The organism is Agromyces mariniharenae (assembly GCF_008122505.1).
Taxonomy (GTDB): Bacteria; Actinomycetota; Actinomycetes; order Actinomycetales; family Microbacteriaceae; genus Agromyces; species Agromyces mariniharenae.
The window spans coordinates 1,039,021-1,061,287 of sequence record NZ_VSSB01000002.1 but is presented as its reverse complement, the minus strand read 5'-3'; the positions used below and the strand labels follow the sequence as shown (position 1 = coordinate 1,061,287).

Below are 22,267 nucleotides of genomic sequence, written 5' to 3'. Positions count from 1 at the left end.
CGCACACGTCGGTACGCTGGATGATCATGCTGCGCACGATCGACCTCCGCGGAACCCGCCCGTCCGTCTCCGAGCTCCTCGCGCTCGTGCCCCGCGCCGCGATGGACGTCTCGGCCGCGTACGACATCGCCCGGGGACTCATCGACGACGTGCGTCGCGACGGGTCCGCCGCGCTCCTCGACCAGGCCGACCGGTTCGACGGCGGGCGCCCGCCGTCGGTGCGCGTCCCGGCCGACGAGCTCGCGGCCGCGCGCGAAGCGCTCAGCCCCGAGGTGCGGCGTGCGGTCGAGTCGACGATCGAGCGCGTCCGCGCCGCGAGCGCCGCACAGGTGCCCGTGCCCGTCGTGACCCGGCTCGGCGACGGCGCCGTGGTCGAGCAGCGCTGGCAGCCCGTCGAGCGCGTCGGGCTCTACGTTCCGGGCGGCAAGCTCGTCTACCCGTCGAGCGTCATCATGAACGTCGTGCCCGCCCAGATCGCCGGCGTGCGCTCGATCGCGCTCGCGTCGCCGCCGCAGGCCGCGTTCGGCGGTCGCATCCACCCGACGATCGCGGGCGTGGCCGCCCTGCTCGGCATCGACGAGGTGTACGCCATGGGCGGCGCCGGCGCGATCGGCGCCTTCGCCTACGGCGTGCCCGACCTCGGGCTCGAGCCCGTGCAGCGCGTGACCGGCCCGGGCAACGTGTTCGTCGCCGCAGCCAAGCGCGCCGTCGCGGGCGTCACCGGCATCGACGCCGAGGCGGGGCCCACCGACATCCTCGTCATCGCCGACGACTCGGCGGATGCCGACTTCGTGGCATCCGACCTCGTGAGCCAGGCCGAGCACGACGAGCTCGCCGCGGCCGTGCTCGTGACCGACGACGCCGCGTTCGCCGACCGGGTGCAGGAGCGCGTCGCGGCGCGGGCCGACGCGACCCGGCACGCCGAGCGCGTGCGCACCGCGCTCACGGGCCGGCAGTCGGCCGTCGTCCTCGTCGACGACCTCGAGCAGGCCGCGGCGTTCGCGAACGCGTTCGGCGCCGAGCACCTCGAGATCCAGGTCCGCGACGCCGACGCCACGCTCGCGCGCATCGAGAACGCCGGCGCGATCTTCGTCGGGCCGTACTCGCCAGTGAGCCTCGGCGATTACGCGGCCGGCTCGAACCACGTGCTGCCCACGGGCGGCATGGCACGCTACGCGTCGGGACTGTCGGCCGCCACCTTCCTGCGCCCGCAGCAGGTCGTGCGGTACGACGAGGCCGCCCTGCGCGAGGTGGCCCCGGTGATCGCCACCCTGTCCGACGAGGAGGGCCTCCCGGCGCACGGCGAGGCCGTGACCGCCCGGTTCGGCGAACGCCCATGACGGCGCCGCTAGGCTGGGAGCACCATGTACTGTCCGTTCTGCCGTCACCCGGATTCCCGCGTCATCGACTCGCGCACGAGCGACGACGGACTCTCCATCCGGCGCCGTCGGCAGTGCCCCGAGTGCGGCCGCCGCTTCTCCACCACCGAGACCGCGAGCCTCTCCGTGATCAAGCGCAGCGGCGTCATCGAGCCGTTCAGCCGCGAGAAGGTCGTGCTCGGCGTGAAGAAGGCCTGCCAGGGGCGTCCCGTCACCGACTCCGACCTCGCGGTGCTCGCGCAGAAGGTCGAGGAGACCATCCGGTCGACGGGCGCGTCGCAGATCGAGGCGAACGACATCGGCCTCGCGATCCTGCCGCCGCTGCGCGAGCTCGACGAGGTCGCCTACCTGCGCTTCGCGAGCGTGTACCAGGCGTTCGAGTCGCTCGACGACTTCGAGGCGGCCATCGGCCTGCTGCGCGAGGAGCACGGCCGCCTGCCCGCCCGTCCCGTCGAGTGACGGACGTCGGCCGCGTCGGCTCTCCGATAGCCTGAGTCCCGGCATGTACCGACTCCTCTTCTCCCTCGTCTTCTCCCGCATGGACCCCGAGGACGCCCACCACCTCGCGTTCCGCGTCATCCGGGCACTGCCCACCCTCGGCTTCGGCCGGCTCGTCGAGCAGTTCACGCGGCCCGACCGCTCGCTCGAGGTGCAGGCGCTGGGGCGCACGTTCCCGTCGCCGTTCGGCGTCGCGGCGGGCTTCGACAAGGACGGGCTCGCCGTGCGCGGCCTCGGCCAGCTCGGCTTCGGCCACGTCGAGATCGGCACGATCACCGCGGTCGCGCAGCCCGGCAACGACCGCCCGCGACTGTTCCGGCTCATCGAGGACCGCGCGCTCGTGAACCGCATGGGCTTCAACAACGGTGGGGCGGATGCCGCGGTGGGCCGTGTCTCACGGCTCGCACGCCGTACGCACCGACCGGTGCTCGGCGTCAACATCGGCAAGAGCCGGGTGACGCCCGTCGAGGACGCGGTCGGAGACTACGAGCGCAGCGCGCGCGTGCTCGCCCCATACGCCGACTACCTCGTCGTGAACGTGAGCTCGCCGAACACGCCGGGTCTGCGCGGGTTGCAGGAGCTCGACGCGCTCGCGCCGCTGCTCGAGGCCGTGCGGGCAACGGCGGGCGACACCCCGCTGCTCGTCAAGATCGCGCCCGACCTCGATGACGCCGAGGTGGTGCGCATCTGCGAGCTCGTGACCCGGCTCGGCCTCGACGGGATCATCGCCACGAACACCACGATCTCGCGCGAGGGACTGCGCGCCGCGGCATCCGTCGTCGAGGCCATCGGCGCCGGTGGCCTGTCGGGGGCGCCGCTCGCCGCCCGGTCGCTCGAGGTGCTGCGGCTCGTGCGCGCGAACGTGCCCGCCGGGCTCTGCGTCGTGTCGGTCGGCGGCGTCGAGACGGCCGCTGACGTGCAGGACCGGCTGGACGCCGGCGCGACGCTCGTGCAGGGCTACTCGGCGTTCATCTACCGCGGGCCGCTGTGGGCGCGGCAGGTCAATCGCGGGCTCGCCCGGATCCGCCGTTCGCGGGCCGAGGGTGCCGCCACCGTCGCTGCGCCGGCGTGAGCTGACGACGAGGCGGGCGGCGCCGGACGGTCAGAGCAGGCCGATGTCGGCCAGCTGGTCGGCCAACGTCGCGCCGTCGCTCGCCGACACCCACGGCACGTCGGCGCCGTGCTGCTCGGCCTTCGTGCGGCCACCGGCGAGCACGGCCTCACCCGTCGAGAGGCGACGGATCGCGACCGCGGCGACGCGCTCGGGGTGCTCGGCAGCGAAGCGCGCGTAGAGCTCCTCGTCGTGCTGCCCGTCGTCGCCGATGAGCAGCCACCTGACGTGCGGGAACTCCTCGGCGAGCCGCCGTAGGTTCTCCTCCTTGTGGGCGCGCCCGCTGCGGAACAGCCGGTCGTGCGTGGGACCCCAGTCGGTGAGGAGGAGCGGCCCGGCGGGGTAGAGGTTGCGCGAGAGGAAGCGGGTGAGCGTGGGCGCGACGTTCCACGCCCCGGTCGAGAGGTAGATGACGGGCGAGCCGGGGTGCGCGCGCACGAGGCGCTCGTACAGCACGGCCATGCCCGGCGTCGGGATGCGGGCGTGCTCGTCGAGGACGAACGTGTTCCACGCCGCGACGAGCGGGCGGGGGAGCGCCGTGACCATGACCGTGTCGTCGACGTCGGAGATGAGGCCGAAGTCCACGTCGGTGCCGACGATCCAGATCGGCGCCTCGACCGCCTCCGCGCCCTCGGTGCGGAGCGTCGCCTGGTGCCACCCGGGTGAGAGCGCGACGGGCACGCGAGTGTCGACGACGCCGCCGCGGTCGGCGAGCACCTCGATCCGTTCGCCGCCGATCTCGATGACCACGGGCACGTCGCCCACGGGCACGCTCGTGAAGCTGCGCCAGCCGCGGATGCCCTGCTCGCGCCGCCGGCGGCGGCGCTTCGAGGGCTCATCGGCCGCGATGGGCTTCGAGAGCAGCACGCGGCAGAACACGCGGACCCACTCGGTGGACCCGTAGCCCGTGTAGGGGACCACCGTCGGCACATGGCCGCGACGGCGCGCCCACCGCTCGCGAACGTCGTGGATCCAGTCCTCGACGCGCGCGGCGCGATGCCGGACCTGGCGCTCCTTGGATCCGGCCGGGGTCGGGGGGCTCGCCGGCATCCATTCAGTCTGTCATGCGCCCCCGGCGGGTCGGAAAACGGGCGCCCGCCCGTCGTGTCGGGGATCGGGCGGTGCGACAGGTAGAGTGGAGCCGCACAAGAGGGAGGATCCGTGCCGAACATCGACCTGCTCCTCGGGGCCGATCCGAGCCGGAAGCGCGTGGTTCGCACCGAGCCGACGCAGCGACGCAGCACGCAGCGGCTGGATGCGCTGCTCGACGCCGCGGCCGAGATCGTCGACGAGATCGGCTTCGAGCGACTCACGACGCAGATGGTCGCCGAGCGCGCCGGCGCGTCGATCGGGACGGTCTACCGCTACTTCCCCGACCGCGTCGCCGTGCTGCACGCGCTCCGCGAGCGCTCGGTGCGACGGTTCCGCGAGCGGGTGGCCGTGGACATGGCGAACACCGAGCTGCGCACCTGGTGGAACGTCGTCGACGTCGCCCTCGACGCCTCGATCGCCCTCTACGGCGACGAGCCGGGTTTCAGCGTGGTGCACGCCGCACAGCGGGAGCTCGCCGACGACGGCACCGAGCCCGAGTTCGCGCACCGCATGGCGAAGCTCATCGAGGCGGAGTTCGACCACCAGTCGTCCGATCCCGAGCTCCGGTTCCGCCTCGGCGTCGCCCTCGAGCTCGGCGACGCGCTCATCAACCGGGCCTACGAGCGCGAGCCCGGTGGCGATCGGCGCTACCTCGCCGAGGCGAAGCGCGTCGTGCACGACTACCTCGCCGAGCACCTCGGCGCGGTACGCATGGCCGGCTCGGCCGCCTGACGCCGCATCGCACGTCCCGCTCGGACGGGCGTGATCCGTCGCGCCGTCGGAGGGTCGGTTCGTCGTGCCGTCCGACATGCGAGGTCTCGGAACGACGCCGATCTCAGCGGGAAGATCCGCCGTGTCACCCGCGTTGCCTAGAGTCATGAATGATGTTTGGCTTGAACCCCGGCTCGGGGGCGTCCGCCCCGCGCGGGAGTGAGGCAGCCATGATCGAGTTCCGCCGTGTCACGAAGCAGTACCCCGATGGCACCCTCGCGGTGGAGGACGTCGACATCGTCGTCCCGCCGCACAAGACGACGGTGCTCGTCGGCTCATCGGGGTCGGGCAAGACGACCCTGCTGCGCATGATCAACCGCATGGTCGACCCAACCTCGGGCCAGGTGCTCATCGACGGCCGGGACGTCGCGACGGTCGACCCGGTGCAGCTGCGGCGCGGCATCGGCTACGTCATGCAGAACTCGGGCCTCCTGCCGCACCGGAAGGTGATCGACAACGTCGCCACCGTTCCGCTGCTGCGGGGGACCCGCAAGAAGGAGGCGTACGAGCGGGCCCTCGAGCTGCTCGACACGGTCGGGCTCGACCGTTCGCTCGCCGACCGCTACCCGAGTCAGCTCTCGGGCGGCCAGCAGCAGCGCGTCGGCGTGGCCCGCGGGCTGGCGGTCGATCCCAACATCCTCCTCATGGACGAGCCGTTCGGTGCCGTCGACCCCATCGTGCGCGCCGAGCTCCAGCAGGAGCTCCTGCGGCTGCAGGGCGAGCTCGGCAAGACCGTCGTGTTCGTGACCCACGACATCGACGAGGCGTTCCTCCTCGGCGACCAGGTAATCATCATGCAGCAGGGCGGTCGGATCTCGCAGGCCGCCTCGCCCGCCGAGATCCTCGCGCACCCCGCCGACGCGTTCGTCGCGGACTTCGTGGGCGCGGACCGCGGCAAGCGGGCGCTGCACGTGACGGACGTGGATGGCCGCAGCGTGGTCGTGGACGCCGACGGCCGGCCGGCCGGGGTCCTGACCCCGTGAACTGGCTCTGGTCGAACCTCGACCTCGTCGGCGAGCTCACGCTCGTCCACCTGGCATTGTCGGTGCCCGCGATCATACTGAGCTTCGTGATCTCCGTCCCGATCGGGTGGCTCGCGCACCGCTACCAGTGGTCGCGGGGCGTGCTGCTCTCACTCTGCGGCCTGCTCTACGCCATCCCGTCGCTCGCGCTGTTCGTCGCGCTGCCGCCGATCACTGGCCTCAGCCTTCGGTCGCCGCTGAACCTCGTGATCGCCCTCACGCTCTACGGCATCGCCGTGATCGTGCGCACCGCCGCCGACGCGTTCGACGCGGTCGCGCCCGACGTGCGCCAGTCGGCCACCGCCGTCGGCTACTCCGAACGCGGCCGGTTCTGGGGCGTCGAGCTGCCGCTGGCCGGCCCCGTGCTCCTGTCGGGCCTGCGCGTCGTGATCGTGAGCACGGTGAGCCTCGTCACCGTCGGCGCGGTCATCGGCGTGCCGAGCCTCGGCAGCCTCTTCACCGACGGCTTCCAGCGCGGCATCGAGGTCGAGATCGCCACCGGCATCGTGATGACCATCGTGCTCGCGCTCGCGCTCGACGGCGCCGCCGTGCTCCTCGGCCGAATGCTCATGCCGTGGACCAGGGCGGGCGAGGCGGTGCGTCGCTCATCGGCGTCGGTGTCCGTGGCGAGACGGGTCGACGCATGAACCTGTTCCTCGAGGGCATCGCCTGGATCCTCGATCCCGCGAACTGGACGGGGCCGGGCAGCATCCCCATCCGCATCGCCCAGCACCTCGCGATCTCCGCGGTCGTGCTCGTCATCGCCGCCGTGATCGCGCTCCCGCTCGGCGGGGTGATCGGCCACACCGGCCGGGGCAAGAACCTGGCCGTGGGCGTCTCGGGCGGCCTGCGGGCGCTGCCCACGCTCGGCGCGCTGACACTGTTCGGGCTCTGGCTGGGCATCGGCCTCGCCGCGCCGATCATCGCGCTCGTCATCCTCGCGATCCCGCCGCTCCTCGCGGGCGCCTACGCCGGGTTCGAGTCCGTCGACCGGCGCACGATCGACGCGGCGCGCGCGATGGGCATGCGCGAGGACCAGATCGTGGGCAAGGTCGAGCTGCCCCTCGGCATGCCGATCGTCGTCGGCGGCATCCGCTCGGCCACGCTGCAGATCATCGCGACGGCGACCCTGGCGGCCTACATCGCCGACGAGGGCCTCGGCCGCTTCATCTTCGAGGGGCTGAAGACCCGCGACTACGCCGAGATGCTCGGCGGCTCCATCCTGGTGATCATCCTCGCGCTCGTCGTCGACGGCTGCTTCGCGATCACCCAGCGACTCGTGGTGCCCGCCGGGGTGCGGGCCGCGAGGTCCACCGAGCTCCGTTCGCGACCGGCCCGGTCCCGAGCGGCACTGGGGCAACCCATCAATGAAGGGAATCGAACATGATCACCGCAGGAAAAGGCCGGCTCGTTGCGCTCGCAGCGGTCGCGGTCGGGGCGACAGTGGCCCTGGCAGGGTGTGCGTCGGGCGATCCGCTCGACGGCGGATCCACGGGCGAGGCGTCGTCCGAGACGCTCGTCGTCGGCTCGCAGGACTACTACTCCAACGAGATCATCGCCGAGATCTACGCGCAGGCGCTCGAGGAGAACGGCTACACGGTCGACCGGCAGTTCCGCATCGGCCAGCGCGAGGTGTACATCCCCGAGATCGAGGGCGGCGCGATCGACGTCTTCCCCGAGTACACGGGCAACCTGCTGCAGTACTACGTGCCCGACACCGAGGCGACCACGAGCGACGACGTCTACGCCGAGCTCGAGACGTCGCTGCCCGAGGGGCTGCGCGTGCTCGACCAGTCGCCGGCGACCGACCAGGACTCGTACAACGTGACGAAGACGTTCTCGGAGGAGAACGACGTCACGAGCCTCGCCGACCTGAAGAACGTCACCACGCCGATCACCCTCGGCGGCAACTCCGAGCTGGCGACGCGTCCCTACGGACCCGACGGGCTGAAGTCGGTCTACGGCGTCGAGGTCGGCTTCACGCCGATCGAGGACAGCGGCGGCCCGCTCACGCTGAAGGCACTCGTCGACGATCAGGTGCAGATGGTGAACATCTACAGCGCCGACCCGAACATCGCGGCGAACGACCTCGTGACGCTCGAGGACCCCGAGGGGCTCTTCCTCGCGTCGCACGTCGTGCCCGTCGTGAGCGAGAAGGTCACCGACGAGATCGCCGACGTCATCAACACGGTGAGCGCGGCGCTGACCGCCGAGGACCTCGTGCAGCTCAATGCGTTGAGCGTCAACGAGCAGGAGTCGGCCGAACAGATCGCGAGCGACTGGCTCTCGGAGCAGTCGCTGTTCTAGGGCAGTCGTCCGAGCGGTGCTATCCGCGAGGCGAGGGGTCGGATGCTTCGGCGTCCGGCCCTTCGTCGTCGCGGTCGGCACCGACGGGCACCGACCCTTCGGTGGCGCCCTCGGCCGCGGGCGCCTCCATGTGCCGTGACTCCACGCGCATGATGAGCTTCTTCGCCGCCCAGACCGCGAGGAGGAACACCGCGATGACCGCGACGAAGATGTAGCCCGCCCAGTGCAGTTCCCGGCTCAGCTCGCGGTAGCTGCCCGCGGCGAGCCACCCGACCGTGACGTACGCGAACGCCCAGATGACGCACGCGGGCACCGTCCACGCCATGAACCGGCGGTAGCTCATGGTGCTCATGCCGACCGTGAGCGGCACGAGCGAGTGCAGCACGGGAAGGAAGCGGGAGAGGAAGACCGCCGGGCCGCCGCGGCGGTCGAGGTAGCGCTGCGCGCGCGCCCAGTTCTCGTCGCCGATCCGTCGTCCGAGCCGGGAGCGGTGGATGTGCGGCCCGAACCAGCGGCCGAGGGCGAACCCGATGCTCTCGCCGACGAGCGCGCCCACGATGACGGCGAACGCGAGGGCGAGGTACTCGCCGACGCCGTCTACCGCCGTCGACGCGACGAGCACGATGGTGTCGCCCGGCACCACGAGGCCGATGAGCACCGACGTCTCGAGCATGATGCCGAGCCCCGCGAGCAGCGTGCGCACGACCGGGTCCACGGCCTGCACCGTGTCGAGGATCCAGTCGAGGAGCTCGTTCACCGTTCGAGCGTATCCACGGCGGCCCTCCGACGCGTCACCCTACGGGACGATTCCGAGGATCGCGGCATACCCCAGCAGGGGGACGGCGACGAGCAGGACGGATGCCGCGAGGGCGGCGACGCGCGCTCCGCGCGCGTCGCGGGACCCGCCGGGCGCCGAGCTGAGCCGACCGAGGCGGGCGGCGAGCATCGCCGCGTCGGGATCGGCTCCCGTCGCGGCATCCGGGAACGACGCGGACTCGCCCGCGTTGCCGACGCGCTCGAGGGCGCGTCGCAGCGCTTCGTCGCCCTTGACGCGACGCGCGCCGTCGTCGGCGAGCATCTCGGTGAGCGTCACGACCGAGCGCTCGGCGCGGTTCGCGATGGGGAACCACGGGATGGCGCTGTGCCAGGCGCGGAACGCGAGGCGCACGAGGTGGTGCAGCTGCTCGAGATGGGTGCGCTCGTGCACGATCACGGCGCCGAGCTCGTCGGGGGAGAGCGCGTCGATGAGCCCGTCGGTGAGCACGGTCGCGGTGCGGATGCCCGGCACGCAGTAGGCGAGCGGCACCGGCGTCGCGAGGACGCGCGTGCGGGGCTCGCCGGGCAGCGGGTCGCTGAGCAGGTCGATGAGCTGGTGCTGCCTCCGGCGCTCGCGCTCGGCGCGCACGGCGACGAGCCCGAGGTTGAGCAGGAGCAGCAGCGTGACGGCACCCGCGAGGGTGAGCGCCGCGAGCTCGGCGACGCCGAACCCTGCCGGGAGCGGGCCGTCGAGGAGGTGGGGCGCGAGCGCGACCACGGTGGCGGGCAGCGAGCCCGCGGGCGCCGAGCCGTACGCGAGGAGGCATCCGATCATCGAGAGGCCGCCGGCGAGTGCGATGGCCTGCCAGAGGGCGAGGGCCGCGGCGGGCGTTCGGGAGGGCCAGTCGGCGCGCGAGAGCGCCACGGGCACGGGCCACGCGAGTGCGAGGGCGAGGATCCCGAGCACCGCCGAGACGGCGAGCATGGTCAGCGGCGGGCGAGCTCGTCGAGCAGGCGGCGCAGCGTGTCGGCCTCGCCCACGGTGGCGGTGCTCACGAACCGGGCGAGGGCCGCGTCGCGGTCGGAGGCCTTGTCGAGCACCTCGTGCATGAGCTCGGCGGTGTGCTCCTCACGGCTGAGCAGCGCGTGGTAGCGGTGCGGTCGCACGTCGCGCGTGCGGGCGACGAACCCCTTGCGCTCGAGGCGCGAGAGCACCGTGAGCACGGTCGTGGTGGCCACCGTGCGACCCGGCTCGTCGCGCACGGCGAGCGCGTCGCGCAGCTCGTTCGCGGTGAGCGCGCCGTCGGTCGTCCAGAGCACCTCCATCACGGAGCGCTCCAACTCGCCAAGACTCGCCATGCCACCAGACTACCGCCGACGGCCCAAATGTTCTACGCTTCGTAGAAGAAATATCTACGACGTGTAGAAAATCTCCTCCTGGGACTCGGCGCTTCCGAAAGGGGCATCCGTGAACGAACTGCTCGACCCGTTGCTGCTCGCCAGGTGGCAGTTCGGCCTCACCACCGTCTACCACTTCCTCTTCGTCCCGATCACGATCGGACTCGCGACCACCACCGCGGTGTTCCAGACCGCGTGGTACCGCACCGGCAAGGCCGAGTACCTGCGCATCACGCGCTTCTTCGGCACGATCTTCCTCATCAACTTCGCCATGGGCGTGGTCACGGGCATCGTGCAGGAGTTCCAGTTCGGCATGAACTGGTCGGAGTACTCCCGCTTCGTGGGCGACGTGTTCGGCGCCCCGCTCGCGCTCGAGGGCCTGCTCGCCTTCTTCTTCGAGGCGACGTTCATCGGCCTCTGGATCTTCGGCTGGGACAAGCTGCCGCGGGGGCTCCACCTCGCCACCATCTGGGCGACCGCGATCGGCAGCATCCTCTCGGCGTACTTCATCATCGCGGCGAACGCGTTCATGCAGAACCCGGTCGGCTACGAGATGAACGCCGAGAAGGGGCGCGCCGAGCTCGTCGACATCGGTGCGCTGCTGACCAACCCGGTCGCACTCGCCGCGTTCCCGCACACCATCGCGGCGTCGTTCATGGTGTCGTCGGGCCTCGTGATCAGCGCCGCGGCCTGGCACCTCGCCCGCAACCAGCACCTCGACACCATGCGGCCCGCGCTGAAGTTCGGCCTCTGGACGATGGTGGGCGCCGGCATCCTCACGACGTTCTTCGGCGACCAGTTGAGCCTCGCGATGGTGGCGACGCAGCCGATGAAGATGGCCGCGGCCGAGGCCACCTACGACACGGTCTGCGGTGCGGATGCCTCGTTCTCGCTGTTCACCCTCGGCACGCCCGACGGCACGTCGGAGCTGTTCTCGATCCGGGTGCCGTACCTGCTCTCCCTGCTGTCGACGCACAGCTTCGACGGCTGCGTCGAGGGCATCAACGACCTGCAGTCCCAGTACACGGCGCTCTACGGTCCCGGCGACTACGCCCCGATCATCTGGGTCACCTACTGGTCGTTCCGCTGGATGATCGGCCTCGGGATGCTGCACGTGCTCATCGCGCTCGTCGGACTGTGGGTCACCCGCAAGGGGCGCATGCCGAAGCAGGCGTGGGTCTGGAAGGTCGCGATCTGGAGCTTCCCGCTGTCGCTCGCCGCGATGATCGTCGGCTGGATCTTCACGGAGATGGGCCGGCAGCCGTGGATCGTGTTCAGCCTGCTCTGGACGGAATCGGCGGTATCGCCCAACGTCACCGGGCTCGACGTGCTCATCTCGCTCGTCGCGTTCACGCTGATCTACGGCGCACTGGCGGTGGTCGAGGTGCGCCTCGTGATCCGCGCCATCAAGAAGGGACCGCCCGAGGTGGGCGAGCCCCACCCCGAGACCGGCCGGGTCGAGCCCGCGACCACGGTGTACTAGGAGAGGGCCGACATGGATCTCGCACAACTCTGGTTCTGGATCGTCGCGTTCCTCTTCGTGGGCTACTTCGTGCTCGACGGGTTCGACTTCGGCGTCGGGATGTCGCTGCCGTTCCTCGGCAGGGACGACACCGATCGCCGCGTGCTCATCAACACGATCGGCCCCGTGTGGGACCTCAACGAGACCTGGGTCATCGTGGCGGGCGCGTCGCTGTTCGCGGCGTTCCCCGAGTGGTACGCGACCCTCTTCTCGGGGTTCTACCTCGCGCTGCTGCTCATCCTGCTCGCGCTCATCGCCCGCGGCGTGTCGTTCGAGTACCGGCACCAGCGGCCCGAGTCGAGGTGGAAGCGCTGGTTCGACGGCATGATCGTCGTCGGCTCCGCCGTGCCCGCGCTGCTCTGGGGCGTCGCGTTCGCGAACATCGTGCAGGGGGTGCCGCTCGACGCCGACCACAACTACACGGGCACGCTGTTCGACCTGCTCAACCCGTACGCGCTGCTCGGCGGGCTCACGACGCTCCTGCTGTTCTTCACCCACGGGGTCGTGTTCGTCTCACTGAAGACGGAGGGCGAGATCCGCGAGCGGGCGCGCCGGCTCGCGACGCGCGCGGGCGTCCTCACGATCGTCGTCGCTGCGCTGTTCCTGCTCTGGACGGGCCTCGCGTTCGGGACCCTCTGGTTCTGGATCCTCGCGGGTGTCGCTGCGGTCGCCCTCATCGGCGGCTGGCTCGCGAACCTGCGCGGAGCCGAGGGCATCGCGTTCACGTTGCTCGCGATCACGGTCGCGACGGCCGTGCTCGCACTCTTCGCCGCGCTGTTCCCCGACGTGATGCCCGCCTCGAACGACCCGGCGAACAGCCTCACGATCGAGAACGCCTCGAGCTCGGCGTACACGCTCACGGTCATGAGCTGGGTGGCCGTGGTGTTCCTGCCGCTCGTGCTCGCCTACCAGGGCTGGACGTACTGGGTGTTCCGCAAGCGCGTGACGCGCGCCTCCATCGAGGCCGCAGCGCACTGATCCCGTGAAGCCGCTCGATCCCCGACTCGTCCGCCGCTCGCACGCGGCGCGATGGTTCCTCGTCGCCGGCGCGGCCCTCGCGGTCGTGCAGGCGGCGGCGGTCATCGCGTTCGCGTGGTCGCTCGCGTCGCTCGTCGCGGGACTCATCGACGGCATGCGGATGCCGCAGGCGTGGCCGCTCGTCGCCCTGCTGCTCGTCGCGGCATCCGCTCGTGCCGGTGCCGCGTGGCTCTGGGACGTGGTGGGCTCGGCCGGCGCCACGCGCGTGAAGGCGGAGCTGCGCGCCGACCTGCTGCGCGCGATCGAGGACCGCCCGGGCGGCGTGCCGGGCTTCCCGACGGCGCGCATCGCGACGCTGCTCGGCCCGGGGCTCGACGCGCTCGACGAGTACTTCGGGCGATACCTGCCGCAGCTGGTGCTCACCGTGATCGCGACGCCCGCGTTCATCGTGGCGGCATGGCTCGCCGACCCGCTCTCGGGGCTCATCCTCGTGATCGTGCTGCCGCTCATCCCGATCTTCATGGCGCTCATCGGCATGGCGACGGCAGCGGTGCAGCGGCGGCAGTGGGACAGCCTCGCGGCCCTCTCCCGCGGATTCCTCGAGGTCGTCGGCGGGCTCTCGACGCTCGTCGTGTTCGGCCGCACCGAGCGGCAGACCACCCGCATTCGCCGCATCACCGACGAGTACCGCCGGGGCACCATGAGGGTGCTGCGGATCACGTTCCTCTCGGGGTTCACGCTCGAGCTCGCGGCGAGCCTCTCGGTCGCGCTCGTCGCCGTCTCGATCGGCCTGCGGCTCGTCGGGGGCGACATGACGCTGCTGCCCGGGCTCTTCGTGCTCGTGCTCGCGCCCGAGGTGTTCCTGCCGCTGCGGAACGTCGGCGCGGCGTTCCACTCGTCGTCGGCGGGCGTGACGGCGTCGGCCGACGCGTTCGACGTGCTCGCGGCGGCGGAGGGGGCGCAGGCGGCGCGTGGTGCACACGCAGGTGCGGGCGACCGAGCGGTGTCGGCGGCTGAGGCCGCCGACGGCACTGACACGGATGCCGCGGGCCTCGTCATCCGCGACCTGCGCGTGCGGCGGGGCGACCGTGTCGTGCTCGACGGGTTCGACCTCCAGGCGCGGCCGGGCGACGTCATCGCGATCACGGGGGAGAGCGGCTCGGGCAAGTCGAGCATCTTCGCCGCGCTGCTCGGGTTCGCCGGTGCGGACGGCGCGGTGCGGCTCGACGGGCGGACGCTCGCGTCCGGCGACCGGTCATCGATCGCGTGGGCGGGCCAGACCCCGGCGCTCGTGGCGGGCACGGTGGCCGACAACGTGCGGCTGGGCGACGAGCACGCCGATCCGGCGCTGCTCGCCCGCGCCCTCGACCTCGCCGGCGTCGACCTCCCGCCGGAGCAGCGCCTCGGCCCGAGCGGCGGCGGCCTGTCGGGCGGGCAGGCGCAGCGCGTCGCCACCGCGCGCGCCATCCACCGATTGCTCGCGCGGGACGCGCGACTCCTGCTCCTCGACGAGCCGGGCTCGGCGCAGGACCCCGAGCGCGAGGCCCGCCTCGCCGGGCGTCTGCGCGAGCTGGCGGCCGACGGACGCGTCGTGCTCGTCACCACCCACCGGTCAACCCTCGCCGAGGCCGCGGACCGCACGATCGACCTGGCGGTGGTGCATGCCTGATCCCACCCGCGCCGTGCTCCGCAGCGCCGTGCCGCCCCCGCGACGACTCGCCCTCGCCGTGCTCCTCGGCCTCGCCTCGGCCGCGTCGAGCGTCGCACTCCTCGCGTGCTCGGCGTGGCTCATCGCCCGCGCCGCCGAGCAGCCGCCCGTGCTCTACCTCTCGCTCGCCGTGGTGGGCGTGCGCGCGTTCGCCCTCGGCCGCGCCGTGTTCCGGTACCTCGAGCGGCTCGTCGGGCACGATGCATCCTTCCGACAGCTCGCCGCGATCCGCGCGGGCGTCTACGAGCGGATGCTGCCGCTCGCTCCCGACGGACTGGCGTCGAGCCGGCGCGGGGACCTCCTCGCCCGGTTCGTCGACGACGTCGACGAGTTGCAGAACGTCGCGCTCCGAGCGGTGCAGCCGCTCGTCAGCGCCGTGCTCGTGCTGGCACTCGCGATCGCGGGCGTCGCGCTGCTCGCCCCCGAGTCCGCCGTCGCCGTGCTCGCGTGCCTCGTGGTCGGCATCGGCCTGACGCTGCTCGTGCAGCGCCGCGCCGCCGTGCGCGCCGAGCGCACACTCGCGCCGCTCCGCGGCGAGCTCCAGGCGGCGATCGTCGAGCACGTGCAGGCGCTCGACGTGCTCGTCGCCTTCGACGCCGCCGAGGCCGGACGGCGCCGGATCGACGCGATCGGGGCCCGCCTCGCCCGGGCGACGAGGTCCCGCGCCGCCGCGACGGGTGCGGCATCCGCCCTCACGTCGGCGATCGGCGGGTTCGCCGTGGCCGCGAGCCTGGCCGCGGCGGCGCCGCTGCTCGAGGGCGGCCGCATCGACGGACCCACGTTCGCCGTCCTCTGCCTGGTGCCGCTCGCGATCGCCGAGGTCGCCGGGGCGATCCCGCTGGCCACGAGCGCCCTCCGGCTCGCACGCACGAGCGCCGCACGCGTCGCGCACGCGGTGCCGGCCACGGTTCCCGCGGAGATCCCGGTGCCGCCGGCGGTGCCCGCCCCGCCACCCGCGGTCGAGCCGGCGCCCGCGGTCGAGCTCCGTGGCATCCGAGCGCGGTGGCCGGAGGTGTCCGACGAGGACGCGGCATCCGTCGAACGCCCGGCGGCGCTGGACGGCCTCGACCTCGCGATCGCGCCCGGTGAACGCGTCCTCGTGCGCGGCGAGTCGGGGGCGGGCAAGACGACGCTCGCGCACGTGCTCGTGCGGTTCCTCGGCTACGAGGGCTCGTACCGGCTCGGCGGCGTCGAGGCATCCGAGCTCGAGTCGGCCGCGGTGCGACGGATCGTCGGCCTCGTCGAGCAGCGGCCGTGGCTGTTCGACGAGGACGTGCGGCAGAACCTGCTGTTCGCCCGCGACACCGCGACCGACGCCGACCTCCTCGACGTGCTCGACCGCGTCGGCCTGCGCGAGTGGGTCGAGCAGCGCGGCGGGCTCGACGCTCGGGTGGGGGAGCGCGGGACGCTCGTCTCGGGCGGCCAGGCCCAGCGCATCGCGCTCGCGCGGGCGATGCTCGCCGACTTCCCGGTGCTCGTGCTCGACGAGCCCACCGCGAGCGTCGACCCGGCGCGCGCCGACGCCCTGCTTCGTGATCTCGCGGATGCCGCAGGCCGCACGGGTCGCACCGTCGTGCTCATCTCCCACACGGGTGCGCCCGAGGGGCTCGTCGACCGCACGATCACGCTCGAGGCGGGGGCGGCGATCGGCGGCGTGCGAAGCGGAACCTGAGCTCCGGATCGCTCCGTACGCGCGGAATCGCGCGTCACGCGCACGCGTCGTGCGCGGTGGGCGGGAAAGCCTTCCCGCGCGCTCGGGTGGTGCGCTACGGTCGCCGTCAACGGCACGCGCCGTTCGACGCGTGCCGAGCACCTCCCTCAACCCGAAGGAGCACCTGTGGATCACCGAACCCGAAACTCCCTGCGTGTCGGCGCCATCGCGGCGTCGGCAGCCGTCTGTGCGACGCTCGCCGTCGCCGGCCCCGCCCAGGCCGCTGTCGTCACCGACACGTCGGCGTTGCGCACCGCGGTCACGCTCGATGGCGTGAAGTCGCACCTCGCGGCGTTCCAGGCGATCGCTGATGCGAACGGCGGCAACCGTGCGGCCGGCACGCCCGGCCACGCGGCCTCACTCGCCTACGTCAAGCAGCAGCTCGAAGGCGCGGGCTATGCGACGAAGGTCCAGTCGTTCAGCTACGAGCGCACGGACTTCACCGGGACCTCCATGTCGCAGGTGTCGCCGAACCCCGACACCTACACGCTCGGCGTCGACTACTTCCCGATGGACTTCACCGGCGGCGGCAACCTGGTTGACGTGCACGTGACCGCCGTGGACGTCAACCTCGGCGGCGACCGGGCCTCCACCAGCGGCTGCGAGGCGACCGATTTCGGCACCTTCCCCGCGGGCGACATCGCGCTCATCCAGCGCGGGTCGTGCGACTTCGCCGTGAAGGCGCAGAATGCCCTCGACGCGGGAGCCGTCGGCGTGATCGTGTTCAACCAGGGCAACGACGTCCCGGGTGACGACCGGTTCGGCCTGTTCGGCGGCACGCTCGGCTCGATCGTCGACGAGAACCTCCCGGTCGTCAGCGCGCCGTTCGAACTCGGCGCGGAGTGGGTGAACACCCCCGACCTGCACCTGAGCCTCAGCGTGCAGATCACCGTGGTGCCGGTCACGACGCAGAACATCTGGGCCGACACCGCTGGCCGCACCGACCGTACGGTCGTCGTCGGCGGCCACCTGGATTCCGTCGGCGAGGGACCCGGCATCAACGACAACGGTTCCGGGACCGCGGCCATCCTCGAGACGGCGATCCAGATGTCCGAACTCGGCATCGATCCCGAGAACCGCGTGCGGTTCGCGTTCTGGAGCGGCGAGGAGGACGGCCTCATCGGGTCGAGCCACTACGTCTCGCAGCTGTCGGCGAAGGAGATCAAGGGCACGGCCCTCAACCTCAACTTCGACATGATCGGCTCGCCGAACCCCGTCAACTTCGTGTACGACGGCGACGGGAACGCGCTCGGCGTCTCGGGCCCGAACGGCTCGGGAACGATCGAGGGGGTCTTCAACGACTTCTTCGCCTCGCAGGGCGAGCCGACGGAGCCGACCGACTTCGACGGCCGCAGCGACTACTTCGGCTTCATCGAGGCGGGCATCCCGGCGGGCGGCCTGTTCACGGGCGCCGAGGGCATCAAGTCGGCCCAGCAGGCGGCGACCTTCGGCGGGACGGCAGGCGTCGCCTACGACCCGTGCTACCACGCCGCGTGCGACGACATCGACAACCTCGATGACGACACGCTCGCCCTGATGTCCGACGCCGTCGCCCACTCGACCCTCGTCTTCGCCGAGACGACCTCCGCGGTCAACGGCACCGGCAAGGGCAAGGCCGTGGGGCAGTTCGACCCGTCGTTCAAGGGACACCAGGCACTCCGCTAGGACCGATCGATCCGTCGACCGGCGGGGCGGTGCGGGCGACCGCACCGCCCCTTCCTCGTGCGGTTGCGCGAGCCATGACGCGTGCCGGCGCGCCGTAGGCTGGGAGGATGCCGCGTCGCATCCGCATCCGCCCGGTCGAGGCGTGGCGCGACCCCGAGCTCGTCTTCCGGGCCCGGTTCGCGGAGGGGACGCACGTCGTCTGGCTCGATGGGGGAACGGATGCCGCGACGGGCGTGAGCATCCTCGCCGCCGCACATCCGGGCAGCAGGTTCGTCACGGCCGACATCGTGTCGGGCACCGTCACGACGAGCACGCCTCAGGGCCCTGACGACGCTCAGGAGACGCTCGCGGCATCCGTGTTCGAGGTGCTCGCGGAGCGGTTGGCCGACCGCGTCGACGCACCCGGCGACGTCGACCCGCTCGGCTGGTTCGGGTGGTTCGGCTACGAGCTCGGCGCGAGCCTCAACGACGTGCCGATCGCCCCGACCGAGACGCCGGATGCCGCGTTCCTGTTCGTCGATCGCGCGCTGGTGTTCGACCACGCCGCCCGGGAGGTGCGGCTCGTGTGGCTCGAGGACGACGCGGACGGCCTCCGCACCGACGGCGAGGCCTGGGCGGAGGAGTTCGCCGCCGCGCTGGCGGAGCTGGAGGAGGAGCCCGTCGCGTCGACGAAGCTGCCGCTGGACCGGCCGCCGGCCGTCCGCTGGCGCCACGACCCCGAGCACTACGCGCACCTCATCGCCGAGTGCCAGGCCGCGATCGTGCGCGGCGACGTCTACCAGCTCTGCCTCACGAACCGCGTCGACGTCGACGTGCGGCCCGATCCGGCGGCCGCGTACCTTGCGCTGCGCGCCTCGAGCCCGACCCATCACGGCGGGTACGTGCGGTTCGGCGACGTCGCGCTGCTGAGCGCGTCGCCCGAGCAGTTCCTGCACGTCGACCGCGACGGCGTCGTGTCCACCAAGCCCATGAAGGGCACCCGCCCCCGCGGAACCGACCCCGACCTCGACGAGCGGCTGCGCCGGGAGCTCCTCGAGAGCGACAAGGAGCGCGCCGAGAACCTCATGATCGTGGATCTCATGCGCAACGACCTCGGGCGCATCGCGGAGCTCGGGACCGTCACCGTGCCGAGCCTGCTCGAGGTCGAGGAGTACGCCCACGTGCACCAACTCGTGTCGACCGTGCGCGCTCGCATCCGGCATCCGCTCACCGTGCTCGACGTGGTGCAGTCGGCGTTCCCGGCCGGGTCGATGACCGGTGCGCCGAAGCGGAGCGCCATGACGATCCTGCACGAGCTCGAGGAGGGGCCCCGAGGCGTGTACTCGGGTGCGTTCGGCTACCTCGGCGTCGACGGCAGCGCCGACCTCGCGATGGTCATCCGCTCGATCGTGCTCACGCCGGCGGGCGCGAGCATCGGCACGGGCGGCGGCATCACCGCCCTGTCGGTGGCCGAGGAGGAGATCGAGGAGACGCGCGTCAAGGCGCGCGCCCTCCTCGCGGTGCTCGGCGCGGCATCCGTCACGGACTGAGCGGCTCGACCGCCGGTCGGCCCGTGGCGAACGCGGGCGACGGCGCCCTCCGAGTGAGTAGGCTGGATTCCCGAGTGCGTGCCGGGTTCCGGCGCGCCCGGAGATGTGCGGATCCCCCCACCGCAGCGACACACGATTGAGAGTCACGTGGCACACGATCAGGACCAGGCCAACGCCGACGCCGGCGCGTACGACTTCGCAGCCCTGCAGGCGAAGTGGCTTCCCGTGTGGGACGAGCTCGCACCGTTCGTCGCCGGCCGTCCGGGTGAGACGAAGCCGCGCAAGTACATCCTCGACATGTTCCCGTACCCGTCGGGCGACCTGCACATGGGCCATGCCGAGGCGTTCGGCTACGGCGACACCGTGGCCCGCTACTGGCGCCACCAGGGCTTCGACGTGCTGCACCCGGTCGGCTGGGACTCCTTCGGCCTGCCCGCCGAGAACGCCGCCATCAAGCGCGGCATCGACCCGCGCGGCTGGACGTACGACAACATCGAGCAGCAGAAGCGCTCGTTCCGCCTCTACGCGCCGTCGTTCGACTGGACCCGCGAGCTGCACACGAGCGACCCCGAGTACTACCGCTGGAACCAGTGGCTGTTCCTGAAGCTCTACGAGAAGGGCATCGCCTATCGCAAGGCGGGCCTCGTGAACTGGTGCCCGGTCGACCAGACCGTGCTCGCGAACGAGCAGGTCGTCGACGGCCACTGCGAGCGCTGCGGCGCCGTGGTCACGAAGAAGTCCCTGACCCAGTGGTACTTCCGCGTCACCGACTACGCCGACCGCCTGCTCGACGACCTGAACCAGCTCGAGGGCTCATGGCCGTCGAAGGTCGTCACGATGCAGCGCAACTGGATCGGCCGCTCCGCGGGCGCCGACGTCGAGTTCCGCATCGAAGGCCGCGACGAGCCCGTCACGGTGTTCACCACGCGCCCCGACACGCTCTACGGCGCGACCTTCATGGTCGTGGCGCCCGACTCCGAGATCGCGGCCGAGCTCGCGGCCGGGGCATCCGCGGAGGTGCAGGCCCGGTTCCAGGACTACCTCGCCTCGGTGCGCGCCGAGAGCGACATCGACCGCCTCTCGACCGAGCGACCGAAGACCGGCGTGTTCCTCGAGCGCTACGCCGAGAACCCCGTGAACGGCGAGCGGCTGCCGATCTGGGCCGCCGACTACGTGCTGGCCGACTACGGCCACGGCGCGATCATGGCCGTGCCCGCCCACGACCAGCGCGACCTCGACTTCGCGCGCGCGTTCGACCTGCCCGTGCGCGTGGTCGTCGACACGAATGCGCCCGTCACGGGCGTGATCCCGGTGATCCAGCTCGACGACGAGGGCGAGCCGATCCTGCCCGAGGACCTCCCCGAGCTCGACCCCGCCGCAACGGGCGTCGCTCTCCCGGGCGAGGGCCGCCTCATCAACTCGGGCCCCCTCGACGGACTCTCGAAGTCGAACGCGATCCGCCGCATCATCGAGGTGCTCGAGCAGCGCGGCACCGGGCGCGCCGCGAAGAACTTCCGCCTGCGCGACTGGCTCATCTCGCGGCAGCGCTACTGGGGCACGCCGATCCCGATCATCCACTGCGAGGAGTGCGGCGAGGTGCCCGTGCCCGAGCAGGACCTGCCGGTGCGGCTGCCCGATGCCGCGGGGCTCGACCTGAAGCCGAAGGGCGCGAGCCCGCTCGGCGCGGCCGACGACTGGGCGAACGTCGCATGCCCGAACTGCGGCGGCGCGGCGCGGCGCGACTCCGACACCATGGACACGTTCGTCGACAGCTCCTGGTACTACCTGCGGTACCTCAGCCCGAACGACGACACGCAGGCGTTCGATGTCGCCCAGGCCGAGAAGTGGCTGCCCGTCGACCAGTACGTCGGCGGCGTCGAGCACGCCATCCTGCACCTGCTGTACTCGCGATTCATCACGAAGGTGCTCTTCGACCTCGGCTACCTGAGCTTCACCGAGCCGTTCACCTCCCTGCTCAACCAGGGCATGGTGATCATGGACGGCGCGAAGATGTCGAAGTCGAAGGGCAACCTGGTCGAGTTCGCGAGCGAGCTGGGCCGGCACGGCGCCGACGCGCTGCGCGTGACGCTCGCGTTCGCGGGGCCCCCCGAAGACGACATCGACTGGGCGGACGTCTCGCCCGTCGGCGCGGCGAAGTTCCTCGCGCGCGCCTGGCGCATCTCGGGCGAGGTCACCTCCAGCCCCGACGTCGAGTGGAAGACGGGCGACGTCACGCTGCGCCGCATGACGCACCGGCTGCTGGCGGATGCCCCGGCCCTCGTCGAGGCGTTCAAGTTCAACGTCGTCGTGGCGCGCCTCATGGAGCTCGTCAACGCGACGCGCAAGGCGATCGACTCGGGTCCGGGTGCCGCGGATGCCGCGGTGCGCGAGGCCGCGGAGGTCACGGCGATGATCCTCGACCTCTTCGCCCCGTACACGGCGGAGGACATGTGGGAGCGGCTCGGCTACCAGCCGAGCGTCGCGCTCGTGCCCTGGCGCAGGGCCGACCCCGCGCTGCTCGTCGAGGAGTCGGTGACCGCGATCGTGCAGGTCGACGGCAAGGTCCGCGACCGCCTCGAGGTCTCGCCGAAGATCTCGGGCGAGGAGCTCGAGGCGCTCGCCCGCGGATCCGTCGGCGTGGCGCGCGCGATCGGCGAGAAGGAGATCGCGAACGTCATCGTGCGCGCGCCGCGACTCGTCAACATCGCCACGCGTCGCTGAGGACCCGACGCGTCGGTGACCCGTCGCTGACCCGTCCTCGACAGGCCGCGTGGGCGGCTGGGCGGTCGGCGTCGCTCCCTTCATCGCCTGGTCGGTGCG

19 protein-coding genes are annotated in these 22,267 nt (G+C 71.9%); 15 read left to right on the top strand and 4 right to left on the bottom strand.

Annotated features, from left to right (window positions below; genetic code table 11):
- The first annotated feature begins 26 nt into the window (after positions 1–26).
- From hisD to FYC51_RS18240, 3 genes are read left to right on the top strand one after another with little or no spacing between them, the layout of a single operon-like run.
- Entirely contained in the window at positions 27–1,340 is a 1,314-nt protein-coding gene (hisD, locus tag FYC51_RS18250; protein ID WP_148735168.1) for a histidinol dehydrogenase, read from the top strand.
- A 24-nt stretch (positions 1,341–1,364) separates the two neighbouring features.
- Positions 1,365–1,838, top strand: coding sequence for a transcriptional regulator NrdR (gene nrdR / locus FYC51_RS18245; protein ID WP_148735167.1), 474 nt, complete (start codon positions 1,365–1,367; stop codon positions 1,836–1,838).
- Between the two features lie 43 nt (positions 1,839–1,881).
- Positions 1,882–2,949 (top strand): quinone-dependent dihydroorotate dehydrogenase, encoded by a 1,068-nt coding sequence (locus FYC51_RS18240; protein WP_148735166.1) that lies wholly within the window; start codon positions 1,882–1,884, stop codon positions 2,947–2,949.
- Between the two features lie 30 nt (positions 2,950–2,979).
- Here FYC51_RS18240 and FYC51_RS18235 read toward each other — a convergent pair whose 3' ends face one another.
- Positions 2,980–4,038 (bottom strand): App1 family protein, encoded by a 1,059-nt coding sequence (locus tag FYC51_RS18235; RefSeq protein ID WP_148735165.1) that lies wholly within the window; start codon positions 4,036–4,038, stop codon positions 2,980–2,982.
- Positions 4,039–4,149: 111 nt separating this feature from the next.
- Here FYC51_RS18235 and FYC51_RS18230 point away from each other — a divergent pair, with 111 nt between their 5' ends.
- The 5 genes from FYC51_RS18230 to FYC51_RS18210 all read left to right on the top strand — a co-directional run bounded on the left by FYC51_RS18230 (position 4,150) and on the right by FYC51_RS18210 (position 8,180).
- Positions 4,150–4,812 (top strand): TetR/AcrR family transcriptional regulator, encoded by a 663-nt coding sequence (locus tag FYC51_RS18230; RefSeq protein WP_148735164.1) that lies wholly within the window; start codon positions 4,150–4,152, stop codon positions 4,810–4,812.
- A 209-nt stretch (positions 4,813–5,021) separates the two neighbouring features.
- Entirely contained in the window at positions 5,022–5,834 is an 813-nt protein-coding gene (locus FYC51_RS18225) for an ABC transporter ATP-binding protein (RefSeq protein ID WP_148735163.1), read from the top strand.
- A complete protein-coding gene (locus FYC51_RS18220) occupies positions 5,831–6,520 on the top strand; it encodes an ABC transporter permease (RefSeq protein WP_148735162.1) in 690 nt (229 codons plus the stop codon). The genes FYC51_RS18225 and FYC51_RS18220 overlap by 4 nt, the downstream gene beginning before the upstream one ends.
- Positions 6,517–7,260 carry an ABC transporter permease gene (locus FYC51_RS18215; protein WP_148735161.1) on the top strand — a complete coding sequence of 248 codons (744 nt, stop codon included), beginning with the start codon at positions 6,517–6,519 and terminating at the stop codon, positions 7,258–7,260. Before FYC51_RS18220 ends, FYC51_RS18215 begins: the two co-directional genes overlap by 4 nt.
- A complete protein-coding gene (locus FYC51_RS18210; protein ID WP_148735160.1) occupies positions 7,257–8,180 on the top strand; it encodes an ABC transporter substrate-binding protein in 924 nt (307 codons plus the stop codon). The genes FYC51_RS18215 and FYC51_RS18210 overlap by 4 nt, the downstream gene beginning before the upstream one ends.
- A 19-nt stretch (positions 8,181–8,199) precedes the next feature.
- Here the strand turns inward: FYC51_RS18210 and FYC51_RS18205 are convergent, their stop codons facing one another.
- From FYC51_RS18205 to FYC51_RS18195, 3 genes are read right to left on the bottom strand one after another with little or no spacing between them, the layout of a single operon-like run.
- On the bottom strand, positions 8,200–8,937 hold the full coding sequence (locus FYC51_RS18205; RefSeq protein ID WP_148735159.1) for a DedA family protein: 738 nt from the start codon (positions 8,935–8,937) through the stop codon (positions 8,200–8,202).
- 39 nt (positions 8,938–8,976) lie between these two features.
- Positions 8,977–9,921, bottom strand: a complete 945-nt coding sequence (locus FYC51_RS18200) for a M56 family metallopeptidase (RefSeq protein WP_148735158.1) — start codon at positions 9,919–9,921, stop codon at positions 8,977–8,979.
- Positions 9,922–9,923: 2 nt separating this feature from the next.
- On the bottom strand, positions 9,924–10,295 hold the full coding sequence (locus FYC51_RS18195; RefSeq protein ID WP_148735157.1) for a BlaI/MecI/CopY family transcriptional regulator: 372 nt from the start codon (positions 10,293–10,295) through the stop codon (positions 9,924–9,926).
- 109 nt (positions 10,296–10,404) lie between these two features.
- On the opposite strand from FYC51_RS18195, the gene FYC51_RS18190 reads away from it, so the two are divergent.
- The 7 genes from FYC51_RS18190 to leuS all read left to right on the top strand — a co-directional run bounded on the left by FYC51_RS18190 (position 10,405) and on the right by leuS (position 22,168).
- Positions 10,405–11,817, top strand: coding sequence for a cytochrome ubiquinol oxidase subunit I (locus FYC51_RS18190; RefSeq protein ID WP_148735156.1), 1,413 nt, complete (start codon positions 10,405–10,407; stop codon positions 11,815–11,817).
- 12 nt (positions 11,818–11,829) lie between these two features.
- Entirely contained in the window at positions 11,830–12,834 is a 1,005-nt protein-coding gene (gene cydB, locus FYC51_RS18185; RefSeq protein WP_148735155.1) for a cytochrome d ubiquinol oxidase subunit II, read from the top strand.
- Positions 12,835–12,838: 4 nt separating this feature from the next.
- The gene (gene cydD, locus FYC51_RS18180; protein WP_148735154.1) at positions 12,839–14,503 is read left to right on the top strand and encodes a thiol reductant ABC exporter subunit CydD; all 1,665 of its coding nucleotides are present in this window, start codon (positions 12,839–12,841) and stop codon (positions 14,501–14,503) included.
- The gene (cydC, locus tag FYC51_RS18175) at positions 14,496–16,214 is read left to right on the top strand and encodes a thiol reductant ABC exporter subunit CydC (protein ID WP_148735153.1); all 1,719 of its coding nucleotides are present in this window, start codon (positions 14,496–14,498) and stop codon (positions 16,212–16,214) included. The genes cydD and cydC overlap by 8 nt, the downstream gene beginning before the upstream one ends.
- Before the next feature lie 165 nt (positions 16,215–16,379).
- Positions 16,380–17,918, top strand: coding sequence for a M20/M25/M40 family metallo-hydrolase (locus FYC51_RS18170; protein WP_148735152.1), 1,539 nt, complete (start codon positions 16,380–16,382; stop codon positions 17,916–17,918).
- A 107-nt stretch (positions 17,919–18,025) separates the two neighbouring features.
- Positions 18,026–19,447, top strand: a complete 1,422-nt coding sequence (gene pabB, locus FYC51_RS18165) for an aminodeoxychorismate synthase component I (RefSeq protein WP_148735151.1) — start codon at positions 18,026–18,028, stop codon at positions 19,445–19,447.
- 147 nt (positions 19,448–19,594) lie between these two features.
- Positions 19,595–22,168, top strand: a complete 2,574-nt coding sequence (gene leuS / locus FYC51_RS18160) for a leucine--tRNA ligase (RefSeq protein ID WP_148735150.1) — start codon at positions 19,595–19,597, stop codon at positions 22,166–22,168.
- Positions 22,169–22,267 lie beyond the last annotated feature (99 nt).

Bases quoted from the DNA above. Each gene is read 5' to 3' on its own strand.
- hisD (WP_148735168.1), top strand. From the start codon at position 27: ATGCTGCGCACGATCGACCTCCGCGGAACCCGCCCGTCCGTCTCCGAG.
- FYC51_RS18195 (WP_148735157.1), bottom strand. From the start codon at position 10,295: ATGGCGAGTCTTGGCGAGTTGGAGCGCTCCGTGATGGAGGTGCTCTGG.
- FYC51_RS18210 (WP_148735160.1), top strand. From the start codon at position 7,257: ATGATCACCGCAGGAAAAGGCCGGCTCGTTGCGCTCGCAGCGGTCGCG.
- FYC51_RS18235 (WP_148735165.1), bottom strand. From the start codon at position 4,038: ATGCCGGCGAGCCCCCCGACCCCGGCCGGATCCAAGGAGCGCCAGGTC.
- cydC (WP_148735153.1), top strand. From the start codon at position 14,496: ATGCCTGATCCCACCCGCGCCGTGCTCCGCAGCGCCGTGCCGCCCCCG.
- nrdR (WP_148735167.1), top strand. From the start codon at position 1,365: ATGTACTGTCCGTTCTGCCGTCACCCGGATTCCCGCGTCATCGACTCG.
- pabB (WP_148735151.1), top strand. From the start codon at position 18,026: ATGCCGCGTCGCATCCGCATCCGCCCGGTCGAGGCGTGGCGCGACCCC.
- FYC51_RS18240 (WP_148735166.1), top strand. From the start codon at position 1,882: ATGTACCGACTCCTCTTCTCCCTCGTCTTCTCCCGCATGGACCCCGAG.
- FYC51_RS18215 (WP_148735161.1), top strand. From the start codon at position 6,517: ATGAACCTGTTCCTCGAGGGCATCGCCTGGATCCTCGATCCCGCGAAC.
- FYC51_RS18200 (WP_148735158.1), bottom strand. From the start codon at position 9,921: ATGCTCGCCGTCTCGGCGGTGCTCGGGATCCTCGCCCTCGCACTCGCG.
- FYC51_RS18225 (WP_148735163.1), top strand. From the start codon at position 5,022: ATGATCGAGTTCCGCCGTGTCACGAAGCAGTACCCCGATGGCACCCTC.
- cydB (WP_148735155.1), top strand. From the start codon at position 11,830: ATGGATCTCGCACAACTCTGGTTCTGGATCGTCGCGTTCCTCTTCGTG.